28 protein-coding genes and 7 pseudogenes are annotated in these 26,019 nt (G+C 69.5%); 12 read left to right on the top strand and 23 right to left on the bottom strand.

Going from position 1 to position 26,019, the window contains the following annotated elements:
• Together ACWD6R_RS28765 and ACWD6R_RS28760 are read left to right on the top strand one after the other, a co-directional pair.
• Nucleotides 1–318 (top strand): annotated as a pseudogene (locus ACWD6R_RS28765) (hypothetical protein); the annotation flags it as partial.
• A 39-nt stretch (nucleotides 319–357) separates the two neighbouring features.
• Complete coding sequence (locus ACWD6R_RS28760) at nucleotides 358–708, top strand: hypothetical protein (protein WP_451821362.1); 351 nt, start codon at nucleotides 358–360, stop codon at nucleotides 706–708.
• A gap of 82 nt (nucleotides 709–790) precedes the next feature.
• Here the strand turns inward: ACWD6R_RS28760 and ACWD6R_RS28755 are convergent, their stop codons facing one another.
• From ACWD6R_RS28755 to glyA, 3 genes and pseudogenes are all read right to left on the bottom strand, one after another.
• Nucleotides 791–1,462 carry a TetR/AcrR family transcriptional regulator gene (locus ACWD6R_RS28755; protein ID WP_451821360.1) on the bottom strand — a complete coding sequence of 224 codons (672 nt, stop codon included), beginning with the start codon at nucleotides 1,460–1,462 and terminating at the stop codon, nucleotides 791–793.
• The gene (locus ACWD6R_RS28750; protein WP_451821359.1) at nucleotides 1,459–3,012 is read right to left on the bottom strand and encodes an MFS transporter; all 1,554 of its coding nucleotides are present in this window, start codon (nucleotides 3,010–3,012) and stop codon (nucleotides 1,459–1,461) included. Before ACWD6R_RS28750 ends, ACWD6R_RS28755 begins: the two co-directional genes overlap by 4 nt.
• 274 nt (nucleotides 3,013–3,286) lie before the next feature.
• A pseudogene (glyA, locus tag ACWD6R_RS28745) lies at nucleotides 3,287–4,435 on the bottom strand (serine hydroxymethyltransferase); the annotation flags it as partial.
• A gap of 101 nt (nucleotides 4,436–4,536) precedes the next feature.
• On the opposite strand from glyA, the gene ACWD6R_RS28740 reads away from it, so the two are divergent.
• Together ACWD6R_RS28740 and ACWD6R_RS28735 are read left to right on the top strand one after the other, a co-directional pair.
• Nucleotides 4,537–4,740 carry a hypothetical protein gene (locus ACWD6R_RS28740; RefSeq protein WP_451821358.1) on the top strand — a complete coding sequence of 68 codons (204 nt, stop codon included), beginning with the start codon at nucleotides 4,537–4,539 and terminating at the stop codon, nucleotides 4,738–4,740.
• Complete coding sequence (locus ACWD6R_RS28735; RefSeq protein WP_451821357.1) at nucleotides 4,730–4,936, top strand: hypothetical protein; 207 nt, start codon at nucleotides 4,730–4,732, stop codon at nucleotides 4,934–4,936. The genes ACWD6R_RS28740 and ACWD6R_RS28735 overlap by 11 nt, the downstream gene beginning before the upstream one ends.
• 826 nt (nucleotides 4,937–5,762) lie before the next feature.
• Here the strand turns inward: ACWD6R_RS28735 and ACWD6R_RS28730 are convergent.
• Both ACWD6R_RS28730 and ACWD6R_RS28725 read right to left on the bottom strand, forming a co-directional pair.
• The gene (locus tag ACWD6R_RS28730; RefSeq protein WP_451821356.1) at nucleotides 5,763–5,930 is read right to left on the bottom strand and encodes a helix-turn-helix domain-containing protein; all 168 of its coding nucleotides are present in this window, start codon (nucleotides 5,928–5,930) and stop codon (nucleotides 5,763–5,765) included.
• A gap of 142 nt (nucleotides 5,931–6,072) precedes the next feature.
• Nucleotides 6,073–6,459, bottom strand: a complete 387-nt coding sequence (locus ACWD6R_RS28725; protein ID WP_451821355.1) for a tyrosine-type recombinase/integrase — start codon at nucleotides 6,457–6,459, stop codon at nucleotides 6,073–6,075.
• Nucleotides 6,460–6,740: 281 nt separating this feature from the next.
• Here ACWD6R_RS28725 and ACWD6R_RS28720 point away from each other — a divergent pair, with 281 nt between their 5' ends.
• Nucleotides 6,741–7,031, top strand: coding sequence for a hypothetical protein (locus ACWD6R_RS28720; RefSeq protein ID WP_451821354.1), 291 nt, complete (start codon nucleotides 6,741–6,743; stop codon nucleotides 7,029–7,031).
• Between the two features lie 240 nt (nucleotides 7,032–7,271).
• Nucleotides 7,272–7,421: pseudogene (locus ACWD6R_RS28715) on the top strand (ATP-binding protein); the annotation flags it as partial.
• A 93-nt stretch (nucleotides 7,422–7,514) separates the two neighbouring features.
• Here ACWD6R_RS28715 and ACWD6R_RS28710 read toward each other — a convergent pair.
• From ACWD6R_RS28710 to ACWD6R_RS28700, 3 genes and pseudogenes are all read right to left on the bottom strand, one after another.
• Nucleotides 7,515–8,252, bottom strand: coding sequence for a hypothetical protein (locus tag ACWD6R_RS28710; RefSeq protein ID WP_451821353.1), 738 nt, complete (start codon nucleotides 8,250–8,252; stop codon nucleotides 7,515–7,517).
• Between the two features lie 337 nt (nucleotides 8,253–8,589).
• A pseudogene (locus tag ACWD6R_RS28705) lies at nucleotides 8,590–8,880 on the bottom strand (DUF6507 family protein); the annotation flags it as partial.
• 111 nt (nucleotides 8,881–8,991) lie between these two features.
• Nucleotides 8,992–9,303 (bottom strand): pore-forming ESAT-6 family protein, encoded by a 312-nt coding sequence (locus tag ACWD6R_RS28700; protein WP_451821352.1) that lies wholly within the window; start codon nucleotides 9,301–9,303, stop codon nucleotides 8,992–8,994.
• A gap of 263 nt (nucleotides 9,304–9,566) precedes the next feature.
• On the opposite strand from ACWD6R_RS28700, the gene ACWD6R_RS28695 reads away from it, so the two are divergent.
• The gene (locus ACWD6R_RS28695) at nucleotides 9,567–9,791 is read left to right on the top strand and encodes a hypothetical protein (RefSeq protein WP_451821351.1); all 225 of its coding nucleotides are present in this window, start codon (nucleotides 9,567–9,569) and stop codon (nucleotides 9,789–9,791) included.
• A gap of 231 nt (nucleotides 9,792–10,022) precedes the next feature.
• On the opposite strand, the gene ACWD6R_RS28690 is transcribed toward ACWD6R_RS28695, so the two are convergent.
• The 7 genes and pseudogenes from ACWD6R_RS28690 to ACWD6R_RS28660 all read right to left on the bottom strand — a co-directional run bounded on the left by ACWD6R_RS28690 (nucleotide 10,023) and on the right by ACWD6R_RS28660 (nucleotide 13,959).
• Nucleotides 10,023–10,490, bottom strand: a complete 468-nt coding sequence (locus ACWD6R_RS28690; RefSeq protein WP_451821350.1) for a DUF5709 domain-containing protein — start codon at nucleotides 10,488–10,490, stop codon at nucleotides 10,023–10,025.
• Nucleotides 10,491–10,709: 219 nt separating this feature from the next.
• Nucleotides 10,710–10,922, bottom strand: coding sequence for a hypothetical protein (locus ACWD6R_RS28685; protein ID WP_451821349.1), 213 nt, complete (start codon nucleotides 10,920–10,922; stop codon nucleotides 10,710–10,712).
• 5 nt (nucleotides 10,923–10,927) lie between these two features.
• A pseudogene (locus tag ACWD6R_RS28680) lies at nucleotides 10,928–11,332 on the bottom strand (amino acid transporter); the annotation flags it as partial.
• 44 nt (nucleotides 11,333–11,376) lie between these two features.
• Entirely contained in the window at nucleotides 11,377–11,838 is a 462-nt protein-coding gene (locus tag ACWD6R_RS28675; RefSeq protein WP_451821348.1) for an ABC transporter substrate-binding protein, read from the bottom strand.
• Nucleotides 11,838–12,575, bottom strand: a complete 738-nt coding sequence (locus ACWD6R_RS28670) for a 2OG-Fe(II) oxygenase (protein WP_451821347.1) — start codon at nucleotides 12,573–12,575, stop codon at nucleotides 11,838–11,840. The genes ACWD6R_RS28675 and ACWD6R_RS28670 overlap by 1 nt, the downstream gene beginning before the upstream one ends.
• Nucleotides 12,576–12,779: 204 nt before the next feature.
• A complete protein-coding gene (locus ACWD6R_RS28665; RefSeq protein WP_451821346.1) occupies nucleotides 12,780–12,908 on the bottom strand; it encodes a hypothetical protein in 129 nt (42 codons plus the stop codon).
• Nucleotides 12,909–13,104: 196 nt separating this feature from the next.
• Nucleotides 13,105–13,959 carry a metallophosphoesterase family protein gene (locus ACWD6R_RS28660; protein ID WP_451821345.1) on the bottom strand — a complete coding sequence of 285 codons (855 nt, stop codon included), beginning with the start codon at nucleotides 13,957–13,959 and terminating at the stop codon, nucleotides 13,105–13,107.
• A 405-nt stretch (nucleotides 13,960–14,364) separates the two neighbouring features.
• Here ACWD6R_RS28660 and ACWD6R_RS28655 point away from each other — a divergent pair.
• A pseudogene (locus ACWD6R_RS28655) lies at nucleotides 14,365–14,478 on the top strand (aldo/keto reductase); the annotation flags it as partial.
• Nucleotides 14,479–14,648: 170 nt separating this feature from the next.
• On the opposite strand, the gene ACWD6R_RS28650 reads toward ACWD6R_RS28655, so the two are convergent.
• Both ACWD6R_RS28650 and ACWD6R_RS28645 read right to left on the bottom strand, forming a co-directional pair.
• Nucleotides 14,649–15,044: a nitroreductase family deazaflavin-dependent oxidoreductase gene (locus tag ACWD6R_RS28650; RefSeq protein ID WP_451821344.1), complete on the bottom strand. Its 396-nt coding sequence runs from the start codon at nucleotides 15,042–15,044 to the stop codon at nucleotides 14,649–14,651.
• Nucleotides 15,045–15,296: 252 nt separating this feature from the next.
• Complete coding sequence (locus ACWD6R_RS28645; RefSeq protein WP_451821343.1) at nucleotides 15,297–16,199, bottom strand: UbiA family prenyltransferase; 903 nt, start codon at nucleotides 16,197–16,199, stop codon at nucleotides 15,297–15,299.
• 42 nt (nucleotides 16,200–16,241) lie between these two features.
• Here ACWD6R_RS28645 and ACWD6R_RS28640 point away from each other — a divergent pair, with 42 nt between their 5' ends.
• The 3 genes from ACWD6R_RS28640 to ACWD6R_RS28630 are packed head-to-tail and all read left to right on the top strand — an operon-like array spanning nucleotide 16,242 to nucleotide 18,863.
• The gene (locus ACWD6R_RS28640) at nucleotides 16,242–17,309 is read left to right on the top strand and encodes a type III polyketide synthase (RefSeq protein WP_451821342.1); all 1,068 of its coding nucleotides are present in this window, start codon (nucleotides 16,242–16,244) and stop codon (nucleotides 17,307–17,309) included.
• 7 nt (nucleotides 17,310–17,316) lie between these two features.
• Nucleotides 17,317–17,853 carry an isoprenylcysteine carboxyl methyltransferase family protein gene (locus ACWD6R_RS28635; RefSeq protein ID WP_451821341.1) on the top strand — a complete coding sequence of 179 codons (537 nt, stop codon included), beginning with the start codon at nucleotides 17,317–17,319 and terminating at the stop codon, nucleotides 17,851–17,853.
• On the top strand, nucleotides 17,850–18,863 hold the full coding sequence (locus ACWD6R_RS28630) for an NAD(P)/FAD-dependent oxidoreductase (RefSeq protein WP_451821340.1): 1,014 nt from the start codon (nucleotides 17,850–17,852) through the stop codon (nucleotides 18,861–18,863). Before ACWD6R_RS28635 ends, ACWD6R_RS28630 begins: the two co-directional genes overlap by 4 nt.
• Nucleotides 18,864–18,901: 38 nt before the next feature.
• Here ACWD6R_RS28630 and ACWD6R_RS28625 read toward each other — a convergent pair whose 3' ends face one another.
• Entirely contained in the window at nucleotides 18,902–20,188 is a 1,287-nt protein-coding gene (locus ACWD6R_RS28625) for an MFS transporter (protein ID WP_451821339.1), read from the bottom strand.
• Nucleotides 20,188–21,432, bottom strand: a complete 1,245-nt coding sequence (locus ACWD6R_RS28620; RefSeq protein WP_451821338.1) for an aminotransferase class V-fold PLP-dependent enzyme — start codon at nucleotides 21,430–21,432, stop codon at nucleotides 20,188–20,190. Before ACWD6R_RS28620 ends, ACWD6R_RS28625 begins: the two co-directional genes overlap by 1 nt.
• Between ACWD6R_RS28620 and ACWD6R_RS28615 the strand changes: the two genes are divergently transcribed.
• Complete coding sequence (locus ACWD6R_RS28615; protein WP_451821337.1) at nucleotides 21,431–22,840, top strand: aminotransferase-like domain-containing protein; 1,410 nt, start codon at nucleotides 21,431–21,433, stop codon at nucleotides 22,838–22,840. The two genes, ACWD6R_RS28620 and ACWD6R_RS28615, sit on opposite strands and share 2 nt — an antisense overlap.
• Before the next feature lie 27 nt (nucleotides 22,841–22,867).
• Here the strand turns inward: ACWD6R_RS28615 and lepB are convergent, their stop codons facing one another.
• From lepB to ACWD6R_RS28595, 4 genes and pseudogenes are all read right to left on the bottom strand, one after another.
• Nucleotides 22,868–23,548 (bottom strand): signal peptidase I, encoded by a 681-nt coding sequence (gene lepB / locus ACWD6R_RS28610; RefSeq protein ID WP_451821336.1) that lies wholly within the window; start codon nucleotides 23,546–23,548, stop codon nucleotides 22,868–22,870.
• Nucleotides 23,549–24,029: 481 nt separating this feature from the next.
• Nucleotides 24,030–24,489: pseudogene (locus tag ACWD6R_RS28605) on the bottom strand (ABC transporter transmembrane domain-containing protein); the annotation flags it as partial.
• 259 nt (nucleotides 24,490–24,748) lie between these two features.
• A complete protein-coding gene (locus ACWD6R_RS28600; protein WP_451821335.1) occupies nucleotides 24,749–25,390 on the bottom strand; it encodes an HAD family hydrolase in 642 nt (213 codons plus the stop codon).
• Nucleotides 25,391–25,467: 77 nt separating this feature from the next.
• Nucleotides 25,468–25,953: an Lrp/AsnC family transcriptional regulator gene (locus ACWD6R_RS28595; RefSeq protein WP_451821334.1), complete on the bottom strand. Its 486-nt coding sequence runs from the start codon at nucleotides 25,951–25,953 to the stop codon at nucleotides 25,468–25,470.
• Nucleotides 25,954–26,019 lie beyond the last annotated feature (66 nt).

The following is a 26,019-nucleotide window of genomic DNA, read 5'->3' as shown; positions in this document are numbered from 1 at the left end:
GGTGGAACGGTCACCCACTCGACCGAACACGGACAAGTCACCTTGCACGCCTCGATTTCACCCTCACTGGCTGATCGAATTAACCACCAGGATCACTGGCACATCGAAAACAAGATCCACTACGTGCGCGACACTCTCTGGGACGAAGACCGCTCCCAGATCCGCACCGGCCACGGCCCCGAGAACATGGCCACCCTGCGCAACACCACCCTCAACCGGCTACGTGCCACCGGCGCCACGAACATGACCGAAGCCGTCCGCGACCTGTCCTACGAACCCTTCACCGCCCCACTCGACCTCCTCGGCATCCCCCGATGACCAGCGGAAACGTCAGAGAAATTCAACTTTGCAAGAGCCCTGGGCTACCTGCCGACGGGCGACCACCCGGAGTACCCGTCGGGCTCCACGACGCTGTGTGCCGCCGGGTCGCAGGCGGCGCGGGGCTTCTTCGGCTCCGACGACCTGGACTGGACGTTCGACTTCCCGGCCGGCGAGTCGCTGGTGGAGCCGGGGATCGCCCCCGCCAAGGACGTCAAGGTGCGCTTCTCCACCTGGACCGAGTTCGACAAGGCGTGTGCCAGGAGCCGGGTGGATGGCGGCGTCCACTTCAAGAAGACGGTCGAGAGGTCCCTGGTCTTCGGTGAGCAGTTCGGCGACCTGGCCTACGAGTTCGTAGAGCGGCACGTCAAGGGCAACGTCAAGAACTGAGGGCCCTGCCGCAGCAGAAAGGGGCCCCCGGCGCTCGGTGTCGAGTGCCGGGGGCCCCTTTCTCACGCACGGCCGGGAAGCGTCACACGTTGCTCGGCCTGGTGTCCGCCGGGCGCCCGACGGCGTCGGGATGCTCCAGCACCGCCAGGGCCCGTTCGATCATCTCCACCAGGTCGGTGTCCTCGCTGTGGTCTCCCCACAGCACCTGGTGGAAGGCGCCCGTCACGGCGCCGACCAGGACGCGGAGCTCGAGGTTGGCCGCGGGCAGGCCTGCCCGTTCGGCGAGCATCTCGCTCACGGACTCGATCCAGCTGTCCTGGGCCTCGCCCACCAGGGCCCGCATCGCGGGCACCTGGCGCACGAGCTCCCGCCGCCACCGGTACTCCTCGCTGAAGTCCTCGGCGAGCCTACGCACCATCTCGGTCACCACCGCCCGCAGGGCGGCCAGCGGCGGCTCGTCCGCAGGGCGCTCGCGCAGGAAGGCCATGCTGAACTTGGCGTAGTCGTCCGTCAGGACGATGTGCTCCTTGCTGGGGAAGTAGCGGAAGACGGTGCTCGGCGACACCACGGCCTCCGCGGCGATCTGCTCGATGGTGGTGTTGTCGTACCCTCGCTCATCGATCAGCCGACGGGCCGCCTCACGGATCGCCTGGCGGGTGCGCAGTTTCTTGCGTTCGCGCAGGCCGAGGCCGGTGTCGGCGACTGCGATCGCCGACACCGGTGCGCTGGTCGTTGCAGAGGGCATACGACTCATTGTCGCGCACCATCCGCCATGTCGGACAGCGCCTCGGGCAGAGGCTGCTCTTCTGCCTCCTCCTCGGTCTTCTTGGTCTCCCGGCTGTCCGGCAGCTTGAAGGCGGCGAGGGCGGCCGCGACGACGCCGGCGATGCCGCAGACCAGCAGCACCGTGCTCATGCCGTGGACGAAGGCGGACTCGGCGGACTCGGCCAGCTGGGGCAGTTTGAGCTGTGCGGCGACCGTCTGTGCGGCCACCACGGACTCCTCGGCGGCCTCGGCCGCCTTGGGCGGCACCCCGCTGGTGTCGACCCGGTCGGTGAACACGGCGTTGAGCACACTGCCCAGCAGGGCGATGCCGATGGCGCCGCCGACCTGGCGCAGGGTGGTGTTCAGGCCGCTGCCGGTGCCCTCCTTGCCCTTGGGCAGTACCGCGAGGGCGGTGTCCAGGGCCGGCACCATCACGAGGCTCACGCCCAGGCCGGTGAGGGTCATCCACACCACGGTGAAGCCGTAGCCGGTGTCGGTGTCCGTGGTGCTGCCGAGGAACATCGCCAGGGACATGATGGCCAGGCCCGCGACCACCAGCGGCCGGGTGCCGAGCTTGATGGTCAGCGGCGGCACGATCTTGGCGACGACGATCATGCCGGCCATGAGCGGCATCAGGCGCACGCCGGTGCCGAAGGCGTCGTTGCCCTGGATGACCTGGAGGTACTGCGGCAGCACGAACATCAGGCCCATGAACACGAACGTGCCGAGGATGAGGAAGACCGTGTTCCAGCGGAAAGTCGGGTTCCGCAACAGCACCAGGTCCACCATCGGGCGGGGCTGGCGCTGCTCGCGCAGCACGAGGCCGACGAGCATCAGCACACCGCCGATCATCGAGGCGAGGATGACCGGGTCGCCCCATCCCTCGGTGGGCCCTTCGATGACGCCGTAGACGAGGGCGCCGAGACCGACGATGCCCATCACCGTGCTGATGATGTCGACCCTGGGGGCCGAGGGGTCATTGGTCTCGGGGATCAGCAGGACGCAGGCGATGATGCCGATGGCGACCAGCGGGATGTTGATGACGAAGACCGAGCCCCACCAGAAGTGATCAAGCAGCCAGCCGCTGATCAGGGGTCCGAGCGGCAGGCCGATCGAGACACCTACGGTGATGATCGCGATCGCCTTGGTCTGCTCCTCGCCCTTGAAGAGGGTCGGGATGATGGACAGCGTGAGCGGCATGATCAGCGCGGCGCCGAGGCCCATGATCGTACGGGCCCCGATGAGCGCGCCCGGGGTGTCCACGAGCGTTCCGATGATGGAGCCGCCGAGGAAGATCACGAGCCCGGCGATCAGCAGTTTGCGGCGGCCGAAGCGGTCGCCGAGGAAGCCCGCGGGGAGCATCGCGGCGGCGAAGACGACGGCGTATGCGTCGATGATCCACTGCAGCTCACCCGCGGAGGCGCCGGTGTCGGCGGCCAGAGTGGGGAGGGCGACGTTCAGGATCGTCGTGTCGAATCCGATGACGAGGACGCTGATGGTCAGAGCAATCAGCGCTAACCAGCGATTTTTGACAGCCATAGCTAAACGATAGCAGCTGTCACTTGAGAGTGGGTGGCTTCTGGTGAGCCCGATCGCCGCGCTACCGGGCCTGTGCTCACTGAGCACGGTTCGCCTCGCGCAGGACCGCGCAGGCCTCGGCCACGGGGTCCGCGTACGCGAACTCCGCACAGTTGATGACCAGGTGGATGGCCTGGATCCGTCCTTCGCGGACGTCGTGATCGTCCCCATGCCCCCCGAAGGGCTCGCGTTCGACCCGACGGCACGCACCATCCAGAAGGTCATCGAACACACCGGCCTGCCGTTCCAGGTCATGGTGAACAACTGGGACCCGCCCGATCCGCAGACCCGAGGTGACCATCGGAGGCCGCGGGTCGTTCGGGATCGCGTTGCGGTTTGCCGTGATGCCGACCTCGTGGAGGCGGTCCTCGGCCTGCTGGCCGTCCAGCTCGCTCTCGCGCAGATCGACCAGGACCAGGTGGACCTTTGTACCGCCGGTGAGCACGTTCACGCCCGCCGCCCTGGTGTCCTCCTGGACCAGGCGCTCGGCGAGAATGCGCGAGCCCACCAGGGTGCGCTGCTGGCGCTCCTTGAAGTCGTCGGACGCGGCGACCTTGAAGGAGACGGCCTTCGCGGCGATGACATGTTCCAGCGGGCCGCCCTGCTGACCGGGGAAGACCGCGGAGTCGATCTTCTTGGCGAGCTCCTGCGTGGACAGGATCACACCGCCGCGCGGGCCGCCGAGCGTCTTGTGCGTGGTCGTGGTGACCACATGCGCGTGCGGCACGGGGGAGGGGTGCAGGCCCGCGGCGACCAGGCCCGCGAAGTGGGCCATGTCCACCATCAGGTACGCGCCGGCCTCGTCGGCGATCCGGCGGAAGGCGGCGAAGTCCAGCTGGCGCGGGTACGCCGACCAGCCCGCCACGATCAGCTTCGGCTTGGACTCCTTGGCGAGGCGCTCGACCTCGGCCATGTCGACCTGGCCGGTCTGCTCGTCCACGTGGTAGGCGACCACGTTGTAGAGCTTGTCGGAGAAGTTGATCTCCATGCCGTGGGTCAGGTGCCCGCCGTGCGCGAGGTTCAGACCCATGATCGTGTCGCCGGGCTTCAGCAGCGCGAACATCGCGGCCGCGTTGGCCTGGGCGCCCGAGTGCGGCTGCACATTGGCGTTCTCGGCGCCGAACAGCGACTGGATGCGGTCGATGGCGATCTGCTCGACCACGTCGACGTGCTCACAGCCGCCGTAGTAGCGGCGGCCGGGGTAGCCCTCGGCGTACTTGTTGGTCAGGACCGAGCCCTGGGCCTCCATGACCGCGACCGGAGCGAAGTTCTCCGAGGCGATCATCTCGAGGGTGGACTGCTGGCGGTCCAGCTCGGCGTCGACCGCGGCGGCGATGTCCGGGTCGAACTCGTGCAGGGAGGAATTGAGAAGCGACGTCGGCATACGTCCTTGGAGCCGCCTGGGAGCAGGTCAGTTGGGAGCAACATCACCTGCACCTGCCGAACGTCCTGAGCGTGTTCTGGTTCCCCGCATCCGATCCGGCGGTGACGACCCAGCCGATCGCGATGTTCGAGCTGGGCCAGGCCCTTGGCGAAGGACACCGGATCGTTGTCGGTGCGCACCCGGACTTCCCGTGCGAGCCGGATGTCCACATGCTCTGTCAACTCGCCCGTCCCGGACAGGTGGTGTTCTCCGATCTGGACCACGTGCTCCAGGCGGCGTTGTCAGAATGCGGCGGTGATCAGTGACCGCCAGCTGAGGGTGTTCGCGGTGCGCCTGCCGTCCGGCGAGCGTTACTGGACTGTCCTTGGCCAGGACCTTCGGCCGATCGCTGAGGCTGACGAGTTCCTCCGGTACGTCCGGTTCGCTCGCGACGGGGCGGAGAACACCACCTACACCTACGCCGGGGCCCTGGTGCTGTTCTGGCGATGGTGCGGATCATGAAGTCGGCGAATGCCTCCGCCGAGGGTTGCAGGGGGTCGGGGACCGCGACGATGCGGCGTTGTCGACGGCCGGCCGCGAGCCGCTCGGCCTGATCGGTGGCTATGGCCAGGCCGTGACTGGTGAAGTAAGTCTCCAGGGCACGGGCGAGGGAGCCCATCGAGCGTCCTGGTTGGCGGGAACGTTCGAGCACGGACTGGGGGAGGTTGGGCTGGCCGTCGCGGAGAAGCCGCCCCAGAGAAGTGATCATCGTGCAGGCCCGGCCGACGGAGTACTTGGCGGCGAGATCTGTGGTGAAGTCCTGCAGCCAGTCCGGGGGATTGTCGAGTTCGGCGATGAGGTGCTCGGCCCGGACGAAGGGCCGGTCGGGATGACGCTGCCAGCAGGCCGAACACAGTCCCAGACCTGCGTGCTTCCGTACTCTGCCGCATTGCTTGCAGGTTCGGGGCGGCTGCTTGGTCTGCCGGGGACGCGAGCAGTGCCCGCACCAGCCGGTGTCCTCGCGCAGATAGCCGGGCCGACCGCAACGCGGGCAGGGCCACTTGGCGGCGACGCGTTCGGATTCCCGCGAGCAGGTGCGGCAGAGGGCCGAGGACTTGCTCCGAACCGGGTGTCCGCAGGCGGTGTATACGCGTGAGCAAGTATTACACCGGCCGGTGTCCGCCTGGAGTACGCGCTGCTGGCCGCAGCGGGGACAAGCGGCCCGGGCCGCGGCTTCCTTCTGCTGGGCAGTGCAGCGGCAGCAGTAGTGCCGGTCGATGAAGCCGACCGGGGCTCCGCAGCCGGTGCAGTCGCTCTGTTTGACGCCCATGATGCCGCTTTCCTCGGGTCACAGAGGCGGCATCGAACGGCCCCGTGCGGAGGCCACCTGCGGCAGGTCGGCGACCGGCCGCAGTGGGGCTGCGGGACGTTCGACGGGGGTGATGTCGACCTCGAAGAGGTCGTTCGGGGTGCATTCCAGCGCGGTGCACAACGCAATCAAGGTAGACATCTTCACCTGGGAGGGCTCTTTGCTGAACAGTGCGGACACCGACGCTGAGGAAATTTGCAGCCCGGCACGTTCGCCAGAAGCCGTTGCAACTGGGTGCCGGTCCAGACCTCACGCTGAGCGGCGGCCATCCGTAGACGCCATCGGATCTTCATGCGGAGCTGTCCCCCTCGGCGGTGAGTTCGCCGAGCGTGGTGGTCACCGCGCGGCGATAGGCGTCCTCGATGAACGTTGCGGAGGGACGGACGTATCTCATGGTCGAGCTGACCGTCCAGTGTCCAAGGAGTTGCTGGATTGCCACCAGGTCCACGCCGCGCTCGTAGTTGTGGGTCGCGCAGGCCCTCCGCAGAGCGTGCGGGCTGAATCGGTCGGTGGCCGGGCGGCCTTCGAGTTCCATCAGATAGCGCAAACGGTTGCGGATCGTCCCGCGGTGCAGACTGCCGCCGGACTCGTCCGCGAACAGCACCGGTGAGTCGGGGAACTTGCCGCGGACGTCGTCGAGGAACCAGTGCAGGACGAGGTCGAGTCCGTCCAGCATCGGGACCCAGCGTGGCCTGGGCCCGGAGGTGCGGGCGCCTTTGCCGAACCGCACGTGGAGTTTTCCGAACGGTCCCCGCGTGAAGTGGAGGTCCGGGCGGTCCAGAGCGACACCTCTTCCGAGCGCAGGCCGGCGTGATAAAGAGTCCGGAACATCGCATAGTCCCGGGCGGCGGGTGCGTACTTGCGGGCGGAGGCGATCCGGGCCTTGAGGAAGTCGAAGAACTCCGCAACCCGCTCGGGGGTCGGCGGTGGCAGCTGGGCCGGGGAGTCGTCGCCGCCATGCCGGGACGCGTTGAACTCGTCGACCGGGCAGACCAGGCGGACGCCGAACCTCGCTTCCATCTCGACGGCCTTGCGAACATGCAGGAACCGGTGGAAGCCCTTGAAGATCTGCACATACTCGCGCCGGGTCGAGGCGGCCAGCCCGGCAAGCGCCAGGTCGCCGACGACGCGGTCGATGTCTTCGGGAGTGACGTCCCACGTAGGCCGGCCCAGCGCGGTGAGCGTCCGTTCCAGCAGTCCGATGTCGTTCTCGACCGTCACCGGGCTGAACCCACGGGCCCGCCATGAGGCGACAAAGGCCTCAACGCAGTCGGCCTGGAACTCCCACGGATCGGCAGTTACCGGCTCCGATGGGACGGCACCACCCTCAACTGGGATGTCACCGGCACACCTTCCTCGCACCTGACCGATCAAGGCAGCACCTGGAGAATCCGGGCACCACCATGAAGACCAACGAGGACAGCAGAAGATGGATACGGGCCGGTGGCAGCGGCGATCCACAAAAAGGAACATGTGCCAGCCCCAGATGGCTGGACCAAGACCTTCACCGACCCCCGCCTCTGCGCGGCCACCGTTGACCGCCTCACCTTCAACGGCACCATCATCGAAACCGGCACCGACTCCTACCGCCTCGCAAGCACCCGCGCGCGGGCTGAGGAACCCGCCAAGACCGGCTGATACCTGACGGCCCATCTCGGTTGGCCCGACGCCTCACAGGCGGCGTCGGGCCACCAACCAGACACTTTGTCCGGGCACGCGTGCTGTCCCTGTTCAGCTGTGCTGCATCCAGATGTTGGGCTCCCGATACACGCCCTGATCGGCGGATCGGTCGACCCGAAGCAGACTCAATCCTCCTGGAATCACGTAGTCGCCCGACTCAGGGAAAGCCATTCCGGTCCAGTTTTCCCACTCAGCAACCGTGCCGGTCATCGTCTGCGAAGCGGGAGCCGCCGAAAGGATCTCGGCACCGAGACGCTGATGGGTACGGATCCACGGGTCAAGGGCCATCCCGTCCTCACGGCTCCACCTCATGAAGGTCTCGATCGGTGTCAACGGATACTGGGCCTTCATCGTCGGGCGGACCGGCGCGATGACCTGGACCAAGCCGGCTTCCTCGGCGGTCTGACGCAAAGCTTTGAGGGTCTCTCCCGCAAGCCCGCGCCCCTTGAGCGACGGGGTGACGACAGCTCCGCAGATGACCAGGGTGTTGGCTTCGGTCCCCTGCTCACGGCCTTCGACCGCACGGACAAGGGCCTGGGTATACCCGGTGGGGAGCGTCTCGGTCAGGCCGTCCCAGTGGATTGGCACACCCCAGCCCGATGCGACCGGCGCCTCGTGCTCATCCACCAGCGTGAGGTCCAGACCAGCGAACCACTCACCGACCCTGCCTATGTACTCCTTCACCAGACGGTCAGCGGTGATGAACTCCGGAAAGCCCTCACTGAAGAGCTCCTTCAGCTGCTCATCCGGCCACCTACGCGCGTCAGTTCGCTCGATCTTCAATGCCATGCCTGTTCATAGCACACAGCTTCTCAGCTTGTTGTTGCACCGTTTTCATCCCGCCATCATTGACCGCAAGCTGCTGGCACCGGTCCACAAGCGCCTCCAGCCGGGCGGCCCTCCCTGGACGCACCCCCCAGCCTAAGTGCTGTCATTTCGCGTGAACATCTGCGGGCGCCGGGCACACCCACCACCTCCCAAGCCGCTGGACAAACGCTGCTGCTGAAAGTGAACGAAGCCATGCATCAGTAGGCGGCGGGACTGCGCATGCCCGAAGGCGTAGTCCCAGTCACCGGACCAGTCGACGGCACGAAGCCGTTCCAGCGTGGTGAGCGTCGGTTCATCGGTCGACCGCACCGGTCAGCGACTTTCCGGCCCGGGCCGCGATGAACTTCAGGTCTGTCGTGGCGTGTTCGGCGTACTGCGACAGGGCCGGCGCGACGAGACCGCCGGCCGCCTTCTCGCCGTCCTTGCCCCCGCCGTCGCCGCCCTCGGCGGTGATCGTGCCCGCACTCGTCGCCGTCGACGTCAGATGCTCGCCGTACGACTTCGCGTACGTCTCGATCTTCCCCGCGGTCTCACCCGTCGTCTTCAGCACACCCTGAATACCCTGCGGCTTCAGATCCCACCCGGTCACCAGCACACCCCGTGCCCTGCCGCTCTCGACGTCCATCGCACCCCTTGAACTGGGGTGTTGCGACGACCACTAGAACCCAAGCTCCCGTCCCGGGGCCCGACCCCACACGCCTCAGCCGATGTTGTCGACCGCGGCCTTTGCCCGCGTGATGGTGTGCTGCGCGGTGCCGTCGTTCTTCTCCAGCGTCCTCTTCAGCAGCTGGATGATGTTCCTGACCTCCTGCGAGGCCCGGTTCCACCGCAGTTCCTTGCCGTGGTACTCATCCGCCACACCGTCCGCGGTGAAGTCCGCCATCGCCGCCTTGACCTGGCCGTCCCGCGCCGCGATCACTTCCTCCAGGCGCGCGATCACGACCTGGATGTTGCCCTGTGCATCCGCCGACGCACCCGTGTCGTACGCACGACGGTCACTGTCACCGGCCATCAGCAATCACTCCCCGTGAATTCATGAAGTCAGTGAACCGGCGAAACCGCTTCGGTCTGTGCGCCTTTGAACAGGGCACGACGGCCCCTCCGCTGTGACAGAGGTGTGACGGCTCTTGCTGTCGCGGAGCGAGGGCATCGGGCGGCCAACGCCCCGGGAAGCCCGGGGTGTACAGGAATGGTGGCGCTGCTGAGTGTGCCGTGAGGGAGTGTGGCGAGATGGCCGACAAGCGGCGGGCGCCAGGTGTGCCACGTGGATACTCCGTGCCCGCGAAGAAGTCGCGACGTGTCGGGCCGACAGCGCTCGTGTTCAGTGTGGTGACGGCATTGGCATATGCCACTTCGATTATCTGGCCATGGGCAGTCGGTGCCCGGACGGGGATGTGGGTGGACGTCATCGTCTTCCCGTTCATCGCGCTCATTGCGTACTCGGTCGTCCTCGGTGACCGCACGCCCGACGATTCAACCGTTTTCTGGGGCGGAGTCTGACGTTCCTGGGGGCCGGGGCGCAACGGCTGCGATGGTGCGTGGCAAGGTCCATCGGCGAATCACTGACGATTTACAGGACAGGTTTGATGTTGCCCTCCGAGTTCATCGACCGCGTTCGCTGAACGTGGATTGTCTCCCTTTTTCATAGCGACAGGATCGAGCGCGCATGGTCCGAACTCTGCCGAGAGCCCGGGTGCGGGCATCAGCGCTCAGGCTGCCCCTACGAGTGGTCTACTGCTCGTTCTGGTCGGGGACCACATGTACCGCCGCTTCCTCGGCGGAGGCCGCCGCGCCATCGATTCCCATGTCGAGGGCGATCATGCACCTCTCATTGTCTCCGTGCGCGCCCTCGTCGGGCGCGACCAGTCGCCCCGCGCGCAGATCACCGACCTCCCCGTCCCGGACCTCACCGTCCGTGTCGACGACATCACCGATCCCGTCCCCGTCCGGGGCGTACACGTCCGGCTCCTCCTCGCTGAGGCGCTGGTCGAGACTTTCTCCCTCTCGCTGCTCAGCCGCAGTGACACCATGGTGTTCCACGGCCCATGGCCGCTCAGGGGGCGAATAGCCTGCGTCGAGCGGGTCCTGGCCCGCCCGGTCGTCAAGGGTGTCGGCGGGGTCCAGAAGCCCGGCGTCGTCCTGCACCTCCGAGCCGTCCGGCTGGTAGACCTCGTCACCCATCGTGGTGTCGCCGTCCATGGCACCTCCACTGTCGCGAATGAATCGTCGGGACAAACATCCCATTTCGCGCCATGTCCTCTCTATCATCATCTGGGGTGTCGGCCGTCGGGACGACCGGAAGCGCGCAGGCGTCCCGACGCACTGCTCAGCGGAATGCGCCGTCGACGGGCAGAATCTCTCGCCGAGGCGCCGTATGGGGGGCCGGTCGGATACGCGCGGGCGCCGCCGGGCCCAAGGTCAGCCGACGTGGACGCGGGGCCGCAGAGTGGGGTCAGGTTCCACCCGGCGCAGCACCTCGCGGGTCACCGGGGCGACCTCGCCGTCGCCGAAGACGAGGAAGCGCAGCAGGTGGCTGACCGGGTGGCCCTCGGTCCAGTTGAAGTAGGCGTGCGGGACCTGACCGGTGCGGTTGCGCAGCTCCATCAGGACGGCCGCGATGGTGTTGGGCACCACCTGAGCTTCCCCGCCCACCAGGGCAGCAGTCGCTCCAGCATGGCGATCGAGCCCTCGCCGTGCGCGCTCTCCTTGGCCACCCTGCGGTAGACGGGGAGCGCGCCCAGCAGGGTCAGGGCGATCAGCACCAGGGTGGCCAGCGGCGAGAGCAGCCCGGCCGCGAGTGCGGCGATGCCCGGCTGGTAGCCGAGGGTGGAGAAGTAGTCGACACCGGTGAGGCACATGACCCGCCACCAGGTGTGCCCCTTGTGCTCGGGGCTCGGCGTGCCGTGCGGCCCCGGGTGCCGTGCGGTCTGCCCGCTCAGTCCCTCCAGCAGCCAGGCCCGCCATCCGTCCCGCCGCTGCAGCGTGGCTTGTCCCCGCCCCTGCCCCGGCCTGACCGGGTCGGGCCCTTGCATGCCAGTCATGTGCGTGGTCTTCCTGCCGGTCGGTCGTAAATTGCCGGTCGGTCTCAGTCGCGACCGATCTCCCATGTGCCGCCGTCGGTCGAGGCGCCGCGCATCCCGTCCAGGGCATCCGCGCCGACGAACTCCACCATGTGCGGGGCGGCGAGCGAGGCGAAGCCGAAAGTGCGCCCCGGATCCCAGCCGCAGGAGCGGCGCAGGCGGCGGACCAGGTGCGCGACGCCGGGCGGGGCGCCTGCCAGCACCCAGGCGTCCGGGGCCTGCGCGGTCAGGCGCTGGGCCGGACGCAGCCAGGAGGCGGCCTCCTCCGGCCAGTCGACGACCGTCAGCACGTCTCGGTCCAGGGCCTCCCAGGCCCGGACGAACGCCTGAGCGGCCGCGCGGGACGCCCCATCGCGGGCGTGCCCCACGGCGACCGACCGGACAGGTGGACGCATGGACGTCAACAGGCTGAGCAGCGACGTCAGTTCGGCATCGGTGTGCGCGGCAGGTGCCGGAGCGCCGGTCATCATCGGGCCGCCTCGTGGAAGACCAGGCCGAGGGTGCGCCTGCGGCCGGAGCGGACGGTGCTCACGCCGTGCCGCATGGGCCCTTTCGACCAACCGCGGCTGGACCGCACCGGGCGGTCGCGGGTGGTGAAGATCAGGCCGTGGCCCTGGAGCAGCGTCGTGGACGATCCCCTCGACTGGGCGCGCGGACGCTGCTCGGTCATGACGAACTCACCGCCGCTGTAGTCGACCCCGGGCGCGTCCAGGCCGATGACGACCTGGAGCGGGAAGAGCATGTCGCCGAACACGTCCCGGTGCAGGGCGTTCCAGTCGCCGGGCCCGTACCGCAGCAGGATCTGGGCGGACCGGGACTGCCCGGCGTCGTGGCACCTGGCCACCCACTCCTCAAGGGTGTCGGGCCAGGGCGCCGCCCCGCCCAGCCTGTCGGCCCAGCCGCGGGCGATGGGCAGCAGCCACGGGTAGAACGCCTCGCGCAGCTCGCGCACCGGTTCGGGCAGATCATGGGTGAAGTAACGGTACTGGCCGGAGCCGAAGCGGTGGCGGGCCATGTCGACGGTGGAGCGGAACCGCTCGGTCTCCTCATACAGGGCGGCGATCGCACGGCACTCGTCAGCGGTGAGGATCCGGTGGGTGAGCGCGCTGCCGTGTTCGGCCAGTTCGTCGGTGAGCGAGGGCCAGTCCGCCGCGGCGACGCGCTCGGTGATGCGGCCCGGCGGGCGGGTGGTGGTCGTGGTCATGGTGGGGTTCCTTCGCTGTGCGGGCGGGGCGCCGCTGTTTCCCTCTCGTCCCACCTGCGAGAGTCGGCCCCCGGGACCGTGACCGCTGGCGCAATTCGGACGTCGCGCTGGGCGATGGTGCGCCGCGAGAGCCGTGGGGCCCAGCAGAGCGATCGCTGCCGGGCCCCACGGCCTGCGTTCATCCCGGCCGGGGGGTGTCCCGCATCAGGGGAAGGACACCACGGTGGAGGGAACGGTCGAGGTGCCGGACGTCGCCGCGCCGGTGTTGTTGATCACGTGCTCGTACTGTCCCTGGCCGCCCAGTGACACCACCAGCAGATCGTGGAACTTCACCCTGGGAGAGCAGCGACGGTGCCGCGCTCGCCGGCATCACGGAGGCGAACACCAGCAGCGAGATGATGAGTCCGGCGACGACGGCGAGTACGCCGGTACGCCGTCTGCCCGCCCGGCGGGCCAATTGATGCGTACCGGATGCCTTCGGTGCGGCCGGACCCGCGGGTGGCGGACGGGAGCTGACGGTCCGTCGGATTCAGTGGATGGTGCCGGACGGAGACGACAACGGGACGACCCGCAGCGGGGTGCGCGGCGGGCGGGCCCGCCATTCGCGCGGGTAGCCGATCGACACCTCCTCGAACCGCACGCCGTCGTAGTGAGTCACCCGCGGAATGTGCAGGTGTCCGTAGATCACGGCCGCGGCACGGAATCGGCGGTGCCAGTCCCGGGTGAGTTCCGTCCCGCACCACTGGGCGAACTCCGGGTACCGCAGCACATCGGTCGGTTCCCGTACCAGCGGGTAGTGGTTCACCAGGACCGTACGGTGGTTCTCCGGAACGGCGGCCAGTCGGAGCTCGGTCTGGCGTACCCGCGCACGGCACCAGTCGTCGCGCGTCGGGTACGGGTCGGGGTGGAGGAGGTGCTCGTCGGTGCAGACGACCCCGGTCCTGTGGGCATAGGCGAGGGACTCCTCCTTGGTGGTCGTTCCCGGTGCGCGGAACGTGTAGTCGTACAGCACGAAGAGAGGCGCCACGGTCACTGGCCCCTCTTCGTCCTCCCACACCGGATAGGGATCCTCCGGGGTGACGACGCCCAGCTTCCGGCAGAGCTCGACCAGATGGAGGTACCGCGCCTCGCCCCGCAGCTCCACGGGGTCGCGCGGGTGGGTCCACAGCTCATGGTTCCCGGGGACCCACACGACCTTCGCGAAGCGCTCGCTGAGCATCTTCAGCGTCTGCTCGACGTCGGCGACCTTCTCGGCGACATCGCCTGCGACGACGAGCCAGTCGGCGTCGGTGCCAGGACGCAGGGACGACACGATGGCACGGTTATCGGCGTAGGCGACGTGCAGGTCGCTGACCGCCAGTAGTTGTCCGTTCAGGGCAAGCACTCCTCGTTCCGTGGGTTTCGCACCCGGCCGTCCCCGGCACTTCCCGTCAATGGTGGAACAGTCCCGGACCGGAGCGGGCGAGCGTGACGCCGTGCGCCTGGCAGGCCCGTCCGCCCTTCCCGGCTCCGATCGAACCATCTGGCCCGGCAATGTACGAGACGCCATGACGCCGGGCGTGGTCGCCGAACTCCGGCATGGCCGGTGGGTCCGGCCGCGAAGCCGGTGATCCTCTCGGATGCGGTACGCGCTTGCCGGCACCCCGTGGGCGACGCCGTACGGGGTCAGGTCGAGTACGCCTGTTCCGCGCGAAGGTGTGCCCGGCCCGATGGCGAGGGGGCTGACACGCAGGGATCGGGCGATGCCGGGGGCTAGATCGAACGCTGCCCAGGTCCACTCGTCCTCGTGGCCCCGGCGTCCCCTGCGGCTGCGTCGCTTCCGCCGCTGCCGCAGGGGACGCCGGACGCGGTACGGGACCTCTACGACCGTCGTATCCGGGCCGGGATCCACCAGCGCTGGTAGGGCGACCGCTCAGACCGACCGGCAATTGGGGGGCGGCGTCACGCGGCTGGGGCACGCACCTCGCGGCGTTGTCGTCCATCACCATGGCTCCGCCATGGCTCAATCCTCCGCCTTGCGCTGCACGCACCCCAGCCCCGCTCCTTCACCCACCCCCCAATTGCCGGTCGGTCTCAGTCGCTGAGATCGACCCGCACGCTCAGCAGGTCGGTGCCGAGCGCCCGGACTGCCGCGCTGTTGAAGCGCGGCAGTGTCCTGAGCCGGGCGCGCGGGTCGTCCTGCGGGACCGGATGGGCGGTTCCGGCGTGCCAGCGCCCCCTGATCCGGACCCGTACCTTCGGGTTCGCCCGGATGTTGCGTACGTACTGCGACTTCTCGCCGTACTCCGAGACCAGCCAGAATTCCTTGCCGACCCGGCGGCCGCCGACCGGGGTCCGGCGGGGCAGTCCGGACGTGCGTCCCGTGGTCTCCAGGAGGGTCTGGTTCGGCAGTCGGCGGAGCATCGGATTGCCGATCCGCCGCTGGAACGTCGTGACCGCCCGGAACTTCATCTCGTGATAGCGCGACATGTGTGACTCTCCCGTCGTTGCCGGTAGCTCTCGCCGGAGCCGGCCCAAGGGCTGTCCCGTCATCCCTGGCGGGTGCGGAACCGACAGCTACGGCACCTTGCCGCGGTGTCGGAACGCAGCGAATACGTCCAGTATGAGGACGCTCCTCCGCCTCGCGACGCACCGCCGGACGCCACGACCTGTCCGACCCCGATCCGCCGGACACCCCTGGTCGAGAAGCCGGGCGGGCTGCGGCGTCCGTGAGAGGGGTGATCAGCCCAGGGCCGTGCCGTGCAGGAGCAGCAGCGCAACGTCGATCCCGGCCAGGCCGAGCGTGGCCAGGAACGGCAGGCGGCTGTCGGGTGCGGAGCGCAGCGGGAGGCAGACGGCCACGGCCAGGGTTCCGGTCACGACGAGACCGGTCCAGCTCGTCGCGTCCGGCGATCCCGGTGGGCCGAGGACGAGGACGGCCGATGCGGCGAGCAGCGCGAGCGCCGCGACGGTACGGGTCCGGCGTCGGCCCAACCGCTGGGGCAGGCCGCGGACGCCCGCGGCCAGGTCGGCGTCGATGTCGGGGAGGACGTTGGTGAAGTGCGCGCCCACGCCGAGGAGCGCGCCCGCGACCACTGGCGTGGCGGCCGGCCAGGGGTGGCCCGGCAGCGCGAGCGTGACGAAGGCGGGCAGGAGGCCGAAGGCGACGGCGTACGGGAGCCAGGACAACGGTGTTCGTTTGAGTCCCAGGTTGTAGGACCAGGCGGCGGCGACCCCGATCAGATGGGCGCCGCCCGCCGCCGCGCCGTTCGCCAGCGACAGGGGGACGCACAGGACAAGTGCGGCACAGGCCGCCACCGCGACGGTACGGGCCTTCACGGCGCCGTCCACGAGCGGCTTGTCACGCCGGTTCGCCGCCGTGTCCCGTGCGATGTCGATGCAGTCGTTGCTCCAGCCGACGGAGAGCTGCCCGGTGAGCATGGTCAGAGCGACCAGACAGCTGCCGGACGCATCGCGTCCCGCAGCCACGGCCAGCGCGGTGATCAGGGCGGAGACGGCCAATGCGGGGGCCGGGTGGGCCGACAGGAACAGGGCCACCGCGACCCGGCCGGGGCGGGGAGCGGCCGCCGGCACGGCGGCAGGCACCGAGGCGGACGCGGAAGGTGACCGAAAAGTATGATTCATGACGTTCGATCAAAACACGTTATTCAACCGTATGGTGACGGAATGACGCGAATCGTCGCGATCCATGGTGTGCTCCCGCCGCACCGGTACGAGCAGTCCGAGATCACCAATGCCTTCGCCGACATGTGCCTGCCATCGGGCGCAGACCGCGGTGTGGTGGAACGCCTGCACACGTCCGCCACGGTACGCGGCCGCCATCTGGCCCTGCCCCTGGAGCGGTACGCCTCCCTGAGCGGCTTCGGAGAGGCCAACGACGCGTTCATCGAATCCGCGCTCCGGCTCGGGGAGCAGGCGGTGCGCGGTGCCCTGGACCGGGCGGGTCTCGACGCGAGCGAGATCGACCTGGTCATCTCCACCTCGGTCACCGGCATCGCCGCCCCGTCGCTGGAGGCGCGGCTCGCCGGACGGGTCGGGTTGCGGCCCGATGTGAAACGCGTGCCGATCTTCGGTCTGGGCTGTGTGGCTGGAGCCGCCGGACTGGCCCGGGTCCACGACTACCTCGACGGCCACCCCGGACAGGTCGCGCTGCTGCTCTCGGTCGAACTCTGTTCGCTGACCCTGCAACGTACCGACGCGTCCGTGCCGAACCTGGTGGCGGGCGCACTGTTCGGCGACGGCGCCGCCGCGGTCCTCGCGGTCGGCCGGGACCACCCGCACCGTCGGGAACAACAGCGCGGGCCGGAGGTGGTCGCGACCCGCAGCGCGCTCTACCCCGGCACCGAACGCAGCCTGGGCTGGGACATCGGCGACGCGGGCTTTCGTATCGTCCTCGGCGCCGACCTCCCGGACCTGGTACGCGAGACGCTCGGCGACGAGGTGCGCTCCTTCCTCTCCGGCCACGACCTCAAGACGCAGGACGTGACGGCCTGGGTCTGCCACCCCGGCGGTCCCCAGGTCCTGGAAGCCGTACGCGAGACGCTCGATCTGCCCGCCCGGGCACTGGAACCGACCTGGCGTTCGCTGGCCGAGGTCGGCAATCTCTCCTCCGCGTCCGTCCTGCACATCCTCCGGGACACCCTGGCGCTGCACCCGCCACCGCCCGGATCGCCCGGTCTCCTCCTCGCGATGGGGCCGGGCTTCTGCACCGAACAAGTCCTCCTCCGCTGGTAGCCGCCCCGTGATCCCCTACACCGTCCTCATCCTCCTGGTCGCCGTCGAGCGCCTCGCCGAACTCGTCACCGCCCGGCGCAACGCAGCCTGGAGCCGCCGCCATGCCGGAACGGAGTACGGGCGCGGGCACTACCCCGTCATGGTCGCCCTCCACACCGCGCTGCTGGCCGGCTGCCTGGGGGAGACCTGGCTGGGCGACCGGCACTTCCTGCCCGCGCTCGGCTGGCCGATGCTCGCCCTGGCCCTCGGTGCCCAGGGGCTGCGCTGGTGGTGCATCACCACACTGGGGCCGCGCTGGAACACCCGCGTCATTGTGGTGCCGGACCTGCCCCTCGTCACCGCCGGACCGTACCGATGGATGGACCACCCCAATTACGTCGCCGTGATCGTCGAGGGCTTCGCGCTGCCGCTCGTACACACCAACTGGCTCACCGCGACCGGTTTCACGCTCCTCAATCTGCCGCTTCTCGCGACCCGCGTGCGGTGCGAGAACGCCGCTCTGGCCGGGGCCGCCCCGGCGCCGACTCCTGCGGCCACGCCGTGATCGACCTGCTGGTGGTCGGCGGCGGCCCCGCCGGACTCGCCACCGCGATCCACGCCGCCGGATCCGGACTCGAAGCGGTGGTCACCGAACCGCGCCCCACCCCGATCGACAAGGCCTGCGGCGAGGGCCTCATGCCGGGCGCCGTACACGCCCTGGCCGAACTCGGCGTCACCGTCGCCGGACACCCACTGCGCGGGATCCGGTACGTCGACGACCACCACAGTGCCGAAGCCCTCTTCGCACCCGCCCCCGGCTGCGGCGTCCGGCGCACCGAACTGCACGCCGCGCTGGCCCGCCGAGCGGCGGAACTCGGCGTACCGGTGATCCCGGCGCGGGTGGGTGGCATCCGGCAGAGCACCGACAGCGTCCGCGCAGCCGGCCTCACCGCCCGCTACCTGGCCGCCGCCGACGGACTGCACTCACCGATCAGACGTCAACTCGGCCTGGACCGCCCGGATCCGCGGCCCCCCAGATTCGGCCTGCGCCGGCACTACGCGATCGAGCCCTGGACGGACTGCGTCGAGGTGCACTGGTCAGCACGGGCGGAGGCCTACGTCACGCCGCTCGGCCCGCGCCTGGTCGGCGTCGCCGTCCTGACTGCGGAACGCGGCCCCTTCGACAGCCACCTGGCCCGCTTCCCTCTCCTCTCACGCCACCTGCCCCCGAGCACCACCACCCCTGTGCGCGGCGCCGGACCGCTGCGCCAGCGCGTCGGCTCCCGGGCGGCCGGGCGGGTCCTGCTGGTCGGGGACGCCGCGGGATACATCGACGCGCTCACCGGCGAAGGGATCTCTCTGGCCCTCGCCGGGGCCGCGCAACTGGTGCGCTGCATCCGGGACGACCGCCCACTGGCGTACGAGCAGGCGTGGCGCAAGGTCTCCCGGCGCCACCGCCTGCTCACCGAATCGCTGCTCTGGGCCCGTCAGCACCCGAAACTCGCCCGTCGTATCGTCCCGGCCGCGACCCGCCTTCCCACGGTCTTCACCGCCCTGGTCAACCAGTTGGCGTGACCGGCTCTCCGGGCGTGGCTGTCTCAGCAGCTTCCTCCCTAAACCGCCGACGGCAGCCTGCTCAGTCTGCTGACCGGTGAGACGACGAGCCCGATCACCACGGCGGCGGAGCCGATCGCGGCCACGGTCAGAGCGCCCTTGGCACCGATGGCGCCGGCCAGGAGACCGGCCGACAGACCGCCCAGGGCGCCGCCACCGAACAGCAGCGTCCGGAACACCGCGGTCATCCGCCCCATCATCGACTGCGGCGTACTGGTCTGCCGCAGGCTGACGATGATGACGCCCGCCACGCCAAGGCCCAGGTAGGTGATGAAGAAGGACAGGACGAACATGCCGATCATCACCGGGCGGGGTCCGGCAGCGGTCACGATCAGCGTCGGGCCCAGCAGCAGCGCCGACTGCGCGACCAGATAGACGCGCCCGAGCCGGAACCGTCCGATGACGCGCCCGGAGATCGCCGCGCCGATCAGTCCTCCCACGGAAGCGGTTGCGAGGATGCCGCCGAGGGTCTTCGAGTCGAGGTGCAGGTCCCGGGTTCCGTACAGCAGGAACATGGTCCACACGGTGATCATGGAGAAGTTGCAGCAGAACCCGATGAGCGCCAGCGCCCGGAGGATCCTGTCGCGCAGAACCCAGCGCAGACCGTCGCCGAGCTCCGTCCCCACGTGCCGCTTCGCGGCTTGTTGGGGGCGTGGTTCGGGGGTACGGATCAGCAGCAACGAGACCACGGAGACCGCGTACGAGAAGGCGTCCACGATCAGTGCTGCCGGCGCGGACAGCACCGAGACGAGAACGCCGGCGATCCCGGGACCGGCCACCTCCGCCGAGGACGAGCTGATGCCCATCTTGGCGCCCGCCTCGACATAGTGGGCCGGGCTCTTCACCAGGACGGGGACGTACGACATCCAGCTCACGTCGAACACCACCGAGGCGACGCCGATGGCGCAGGCGATGACCAGCAGGGCGGTCAGGTCGAGAGCGTGCAGCCAGTACAGGACCGGTACGAGGGCGAGCAGGACCATCCTGGTGAGGTTGGCGGCGAGCATGACCGGCCGTCGCCGGGCCCGGTCGGTCCACACCCCGATGAGCAGGGCGAGGCCGAGATAGGGGACGAGCTGCAGGAACCGCAGCAGCCCGACCTGTTCGTCGCCTGCGTGGAAGGCGTGGATGGCGGTCAGGGGCAGCGCGAGGTTGGTCACCTGGGTGCCGAGCAGCGAAAGGGTCTCGCCGAACCAGAACCTGAGGAAGTCTCCGTTGCGCCAGAGGCTCTCCGCCGGGGGACAGGCCGGCGCCTCCGGATCGGCTGCCACGGGCGGATGCCCCATCAGATGCCTGCCGGGTGACGACGGGCGAGTTCGGTGACGGTGTCGGCGACCGCGTCGACCTCGTCCTCGGTGTTGTAGTAGTGCGGCGACAGACGCAGACACCAGGTGATGTCCTTGTCGGCGAAGTCGAACTGGGCGAACTCGCGGAAACTCAGGGCAGAGTTGATGCCGCGGGTGTCCATTGCCTCCTTGAACGGCTGCGGCTGCCAGCCCTCGATCGCGAAGGTGACGAGGGCCGCGGGTCCGTCACCCCGGTCGAGGAGGCGCACGCCCGGGATGGACGCCAGCCGGTCACGGAGCCGCCCGGCCAGCGCGGGGGTGCGGCGGGAGACCGGCTCCAGGCCGACCTGCAGTGCGTAGCGCACCGCTGCCGCGGAACCGAGCACGGTCGCGTACGGGAATTCCCACTCCTCGAACCGGGCGGCGGTGTCGGCCGGCCGGTAGGTGCCGGGCTCGATCCAGCGGGCGCCGTGCATGTCGATGAAGAGGGGTTCGTACCCGTCCCGGAGGACCCGGTCGGAGACGTAGAGGAATCCCGAACCACGCGGTCCACGAAGGAACTTGCGGCACGTCGCCGTAAGGAAGTCGCAGCCGATCTCTTCGACGTCGATCCCGTACTGGCCCACGGTCTGGCAGGCGTCGACGAGATACAGCAGGCCGAGCTCGCGGCAGTGGCGCCCGATCTCCGCGACCGGCTGGACGAGGCCCGAGTTGGTGGGGACGTGCGTCGCCGCGACGAGCCGTGGGCGCCGGGACCGCATGAGCGCTGCCATCGCCGCCACGTCGACGCCGCTGCCGTCCGGGTGGTCGGGTGCGTGCACGATCTCGACGCCGTACCGCTTGCGCAGCGACAGGAACGCGATCTGGTTGGAGATGAAGTCGTTGCGCGTGGTCAGGATGGTCTCGCCGGGCCGGAAGTCGATGGCCGAGAGGGCGTTGCTGTACGCGTGGGTGGCGCTGCCGGCGAAGGCGATGTTCCCGGGTCCGGTGTTGATGAGCTCGGCGATCGCCGTATAGAAGTCGCGGACCTGTTCCGCCCGCGCGTCGGCGGCTTCGTAACCGCCGATGTTCGCTTCGAGTTCGAGGTGGTCGAGCATCGTCCGGAGCACGGGGCGGGCCAGCAGACCGGCACCGGCGTTGTTGAAGTGGATCACTGACTCGCAGCCGGGAGTGTCGGCCCGCAGGGCCGCGATGTCGAGGAGCGGTTCCTTACGGAGTGCAGAAGCGCTATCGTCTACCTTCATGTCTGACAGTAGCAGTACTGCGATGGTGGTGGCGATCCTTCGCGCGGAGATTGCGCGGCTCGCCCCCGGCGACCGGCTGCCCAGCAGCCGTGATCTGATCAGCCGTCATGTGGTCAGCCCCGTCACGGTGTCGCGTGCCTTCGCCCTGCTCGCCGCCGAGGGAGCGGTGGTGACACGACCGGGCAGCGGCACCTACGTGGCCGCGCGCCCCGTGCGTTCGAAGACCGATGTACCGGACACCTCCTGGCAGGCGGTGGCCCTGGCCGGACGCGATCTCGACGCACCCCTCGTGGACGGGCCGTCGGACCCCGCCCCCGACGGTGCGATCGCGATGGCCGGCGGCTATCTGCACGAAACGCTCCAGCCCACCCGGGCGTTGGCCGCCGCGCTGGCTCGCGCGGCGCGGCGCCCGGACGCATGGCACCGCGCCCCGGCCATGGGCCTGGCACCACTGCGCGCGATCTTCGCCCGCCAGGCCGGCGCCGATGTGAGCCCGGACGACGTGCTCGTCACCGGCGGCGGCCAGGGCGCCCTGTCCATGGTGTTCCGGGCGATCGCCGCACCGGGCAGCCCGGTCCTGGTCGAGTCGCCGACCTACCCGGGGGCGCTGGCCGCCGCCCGGGCCGCAGGGCTGCGGCCGGTACCCGTCCCGATGGACAGCGACGGCATCCGCACCGATCTGCTGGCCGACGCCTTCGCCATGACCGGAGCCCGACTGCTGTACTGCCAGCCGACGTTCCACAACCCGACCGGCACGGTGCTCGCGCCCGCACGACGGCGCCAGGTCGTGGACGTGGCCCGCGCCGCCGGCGCCTTCCTCATCGAGGACGACTTCGCCCGGAACCTCGGCCATGGCCGGCCGGTACCCCGCGCGCTCGTCGCCGACGACCCGGACGGCACCGTGGTCCAGCTGACCTCACTGACCAAACCCGCGTCGCCGAGCCTGCGCATCGGAGCCGTGATCGCCCGCGGCCCGGTGATGCGACGGTTGCAGGGGATGCGGATGGTCGAGGACTTCTTCATCGCACGGCCGCTGCAGGAAGCCGCCGTCGAACTGGTCAGCACACCCGCCTGGGAGCGGCACCTGCGCGCCCTGTCCACCGCGCTGCGGGAACGCTGCGCGGTGCTGGCCGGTGCGCTGGCCAGCGAGACCCCCGACTGGGATGTGGCCGGGCTGCCGGTGGGGGGTCTGCACCTGTGGATCCAACTCCCGCCGGGATACTCCGACTTCGCGGTCGCCGAGGCGGCGCGGGCGCACGGTGTGGTCGTCGACTCGGGCCGCCGCTACTACCCGGCCGAACCGCCGGACACCTACCTGCGCCTGGGTTTCGCCGCCGCGGCGGACCCCGCCGAACTGACCGAGGGTGCCCGCCGCCTCGGCGCGGCGGTGCGAGGCGCCGAACGCTGAGGGCCGGGTGTCACATGGCGCCGCGCGTCAGGGGCGCTGGAAGGGCGGCGGACCCCCGGGAGCGGTATATCCGGCACCCGCGTACCCGGTAAAGGGCGGGGGTACCGTTGCCCGGCGCCGCCGTGTCAGCCCGCCCACCAGCGCACAGACGGCACCCGCGAGGGCGAGAACCACACCGAGTATGGCGCCGAGGCCCAGCACCATCGGCACGGTGGCATCGTCAAGTGCCTGGCCCCGCACTGCCGTCACGGGCACGGTTCCGGAGTCCTCGCCGGAGAAGTAGCGCGAGTCGTTGGAGTTCCCACGGTTGTCGCCGAGGAGGAACATCCGCCCGGCCGGAACCTTCACGTCGTACGGGCCGTGCCCGCCGTCGACCTCCGCCCCCTTCAGATACGGCTCCTTGAGCGGTGTCCCGTTGACGGTCAACCGGGTCCCGTCAAAGACCACATGGTCGCCTCCGAGTCCGATGACACGCTTCATCACGGCCTCGCCCCCGTAACGGCTCGGCATGCTGAAGAGGACCACATCGCCCCTCCGCGTCTTCTCGCCACCGGTCTTCGCGATGAGGACCCGATGACCCGGGGCGTATGTCGGCTCCATGGACTCGCTCCTGAGCGTGACCGTCGTGTAGCCGCTTCTGACGGTCCAGAGCGCCCCCGCGGTCAGCACGATCCCCAGGACGGCAAGTACGGCCCCCGTGATCAACAACCCACGTCCAGCGCGTCGCATCCGCCGGTCTCCCCTCACAGCCGTCATCATCACCCCACACGTGCAGCGACACCGTAGAGGGTCCCGGTCGCCGGGCATGCAGCGGGGGACCGTGACGACGGGACGGCGGGCCCGGAGGACCCCTACTCCAAACCGGAAACCTTGAACACGGTCCGGGCCGTGCGACGGTCGATACGGTCTCCGAGCTGCCGCAGCGCCGTCGCCCCGCAGAGCAGCGTTCCGCGCTCCATCTCTTGATCTTCGCGGGGAATTCCGGCGGTTTACGCCGGGAGGGAATGCGATCCCTGGAGCGGAGGCGCGGAGCGCCGGAGTGATCTGCGCCGTTGTCGGTGGGGCCCACTATGTTGATCAGGAAAGCCGAAGGGGGTGGGCTGGGTGATCCGTGCGTACAAGTTCCTGATGCGGCCCACCGTGGGTCAGGCGATCGTGCTCGGTGAGATGCTGCGGGATCACTGCTCGCGATGACCGTCAACTGCGGGTCGTACGTCCACAGCAGGACCGCATGGAGCAGTACGACGACGCCGTCCACGCCGACGGCCGTGAGGTCGCGAGCCAGGGTCTCGACCACGACGTCGTTGGACTGCAGTCGCTGCACGAGGTCGGCGGGGCTGCTCTGGGCGAAGAAGGTGACCGGCAGCCGGAGCAGATGCCGGAAGAACCGGGCGCTGCTGAGCGTGGAGGAGATGATGTGACCGCGCAGCAGGTTCGCCTGCTGCAGCCAGGTCAGTGCAACGGTGAGGGCCACCATGGTCGCCATTGCCGCGAACAGCACACCCAGCAACGAGGTCTGATCACCGATCAGGAACATGTCGATGTATGCGGCTCAGCGCCGGCAACGTCGCGCCGACGGCCACGAGGAGCAGGCTGGCGAGCAGCGCGGCCAGCATCGTGCCCGAGGTACCGCGCAGCCGCGCCGGAAGAAGTCCCTGCCGCGGCCGGGGGAGGGCGAAGTGCGGGTGCGGAACCGCTACTTCCTGGTGTTCCCCGGACTCCGTACGGTCGTCGGTGGGGGAGCGGAGGGCGCTCCCTTCCCCGGCGCGAAGCCTGGCGACCCGCTGTTCGGGATGGCCGTCGGCGTCGCCGATGCTCTGCGCGAGTGGGCGGCCGGGGTGATGGCGGCATACAAGGTGCCGGGCATCGAGCTCGTCGAGAACGTCCCGATGACCGCCACCGGCAAGATCAGGAAGGCTGAGCTCCGGCCAGCCAGTCGTACGCAGTCTGCGCCGTGAACTCGCCCTGACCGTCGTGGAAGAGCAGCCCCGCCGTGGTGAACGTCGGATTGTCGGCCGTCGACGCCACATAGGGGACCGCGATGCAGCGCATGCCCGCCGCATGCGCTGCCGCCACGCCCGGCGCCGCGTCCTCCAGCACCACGCAGTCGCCGGGCGTGGCGCCCAGCCGTCGTGCGGCCTTCAGGAACACATCCGGCGCCGGTTTCCCGAGCGCCACCTCGTCGGCGGAGACATACGTCGTGACGTACGCGCCGAGTCCGGTGCCCGCGAGCACCGCCTCGATCGCGGCCCGGGACGAACCCGATGCCACGGCCGTCGCGATCCCCTCCTGATGCAGCCGTTCCACGAACTTCCGCATCTCGGGGAACACCTCCGTCGAGGATCGCGCCGGCTCCAGATAGAGAGCGTCCTGGCCGGCGAGGAGTTCGTCGACGGGCGTCGCGATCCCGTACTCGGCCCGCAGCGCCGTCAGCGTCTCGCGGGTGCTGATCCCGATGTACCGGGTGTGGTGCTCCCAGGTGAAGTCCGGCACGCCGTGACGGGCGAGGCGCCGGCGCCCCGCCTCGTAGTAGTTCGGCTCGCTGTCCACGAGTGTGCCGTCGAGATCGAACCGAAAGGGCAGGGGTGGGCCGAGTGCTCATGGCACCCAGCATGCCAAGGCGGTGGTCAGTTCGGCGGTCCGGCCGTGGCCAGGCCGATGGATTGGACCAACGGCAGCAGCCGGTGCGGAACCCGCTCGCGCAGGGCCACTTCGGTACGGGTCCGCACCACGCCGGGCAGCTGGATCAGCTGCTGGATCACATCCTCCAGGTGCCCGTTGTCGCGGGCCACGACCCGCGTCAGCAGATCCCCGCCGCCGGTGGTCGAGAACGCCTCGACGATCTCCGGCACGGCGGCGAGGGCCTCGCCCACCTCGTCCAGATGCCCCTGGGTGACCTCCAGATGGACGAAGGCGAGCACCGGGTGGCCGAGCGCGGCGGGGGAGAGGACCGGGCCCGTACCGGTGATCACACCGTTTCGCTCCAGCCGGTCGATGCGGGCCTGTACGGTGCCCCGGGCGATGGAGAGGATCCGCGCGTACTCCCGCACGCTGGTCCGGGGCTGCTCGATGAGCAGCCGCAGGATGCGGGTGTCGAGCGCGTCCACCGCCATGGTCCGTCGGCCTCTTCCTGGTCTGCTGATACGGACTCCGACTGTACCAACGGCCCAGTGGGCGGG

This window comes from Streptomyces sp. NPDC005151, from assembly GCF_053599875.1.
The sequence above is the reverse complement of the archived record's forward strand: the minus strand, read 5'-3'. Positions and strand labels throughout refer to the sequence as shown.

Excerpts from the sequence above, each read along its gene's own strand:
- ACWD6R_RS28650 (WP_451821344.1), bottom strand. The coding sequence starts at position 15,044 with ATGTCGCGCTATCACGAGATGAAGTTCCGGGCGGTCACGACGTTCCAG.
- ACWD6R_RS28710 (WP_451821353.1), bottom strand. The coding sequence starts at position 8,252 with ATGGCATTGAAGATCGAGCGAACTGACGCGCGTAGGTGGCCGGATGAG.
- ACWD6R_RS28645 (WP_451821343.1), bottom strand. The coding sequence starts at position 16,199 with ATGAATCATACTTTTCGGTCACCTTCCGCGTCCGCCTCGGTGCCTGCC.
- ACWD6R_RS28725 (WP_451821355.1), bottom strand. The coding sequence starts at position 6,459 with ATGCTGGACGGACTCGACCTCGTCCTGCACTGGTTCCTCGACGACGTC.
- ACWD6R_RS28640 (WP_451821342.1), top strand. The coding sequence starts at position 16,242 with ATGACGCGAATCGTCGCGATCCATGGTGTGCTCCCGCCGCACCGGTAC.
- ACWD6R_RS28700 (WP_451821352.1), bottom strand. The coding sequence starts at position 9,303 with ATGGCCGGTGACAGTGACCGTCGTGCGTACGACACGGGTGCGTCGGCG.
- ACWD6R_RS28625 (WP_451821339.1), bottom strand. The coding sequence starts at position 20,188 with ATGGGGCATCCGCCCGTGGCAGCCGATCCGGAGGCGCCGGCCTGTCCC.
- ACWD6R_RS28690 (WP_451821350.1), bottom strand. The coding sequence starts at position 10,490 with ATGGACGGCGACACCACGATGGGTGACGAGGTCTACCAGCCGGACGGC.
- ACWD6R_RS28670 (WP_451821347.1), bottom strand. The coding sequence starts at position 12,575 with ATGACCACGACCACCACCCGCCCGCCGGGCCGCATCACCGAGCGCGTC.
- ACWD6R_RS28620 (WP_451821338.1), bottom strand. The coding sequence starts at position 21,432 with ATGAAGGTAGACGATAGCGCTTCTGCACTCCGTAAGGAACCGCTCCTC.
- ACWD6R_RS28615 (WP_451821337.1), top strand. The coding sequence starts at position 21,431 with ATGTCTGACAGTAGCAGTACTGCGATGGTGGTGGCGATCCTTCGCGCG.
- ACWD6R_RS28675 (WP_451821348.1), bottom strand. The coding sequence starts at position 11,838 with ATGACCGGCGCTCCGGCACCTGCCGCGCACACCGATGCCGAACTGACG.
- ACWD6R_RS28595 (WP_451821334.1), bottom strand. The coding sequence starts at position 25,953 with ATGGCGGTGGACGCGCTCGACACCCGCATCCTGCGGCTGCTCATCGAG.
- ACWD6R_RS28750 (WP_451821359.1), bottom strand. The coding sequence starts at position 3,012 with ATGGCTGTCAAAAATCGCTGGTTAGCGCTGATTGCTCTGACCATCAGC.
- ACWD6R_RS28755 (WP_451821360.1), bottom strand. The coding sequence starts at position 1,462 with ATGAGTCGTATGCCCTCTGCAACGACCAGCGCACCGGTGTCGGCGATC.
- ACWD6R_RS28720 (WP_451821354.1), top strand. The coding sequence starts at position 6,741 with ATGCCGGGACGCGTTGAACTCGTCGACCGGGCAGACCAGGCGGACGCC.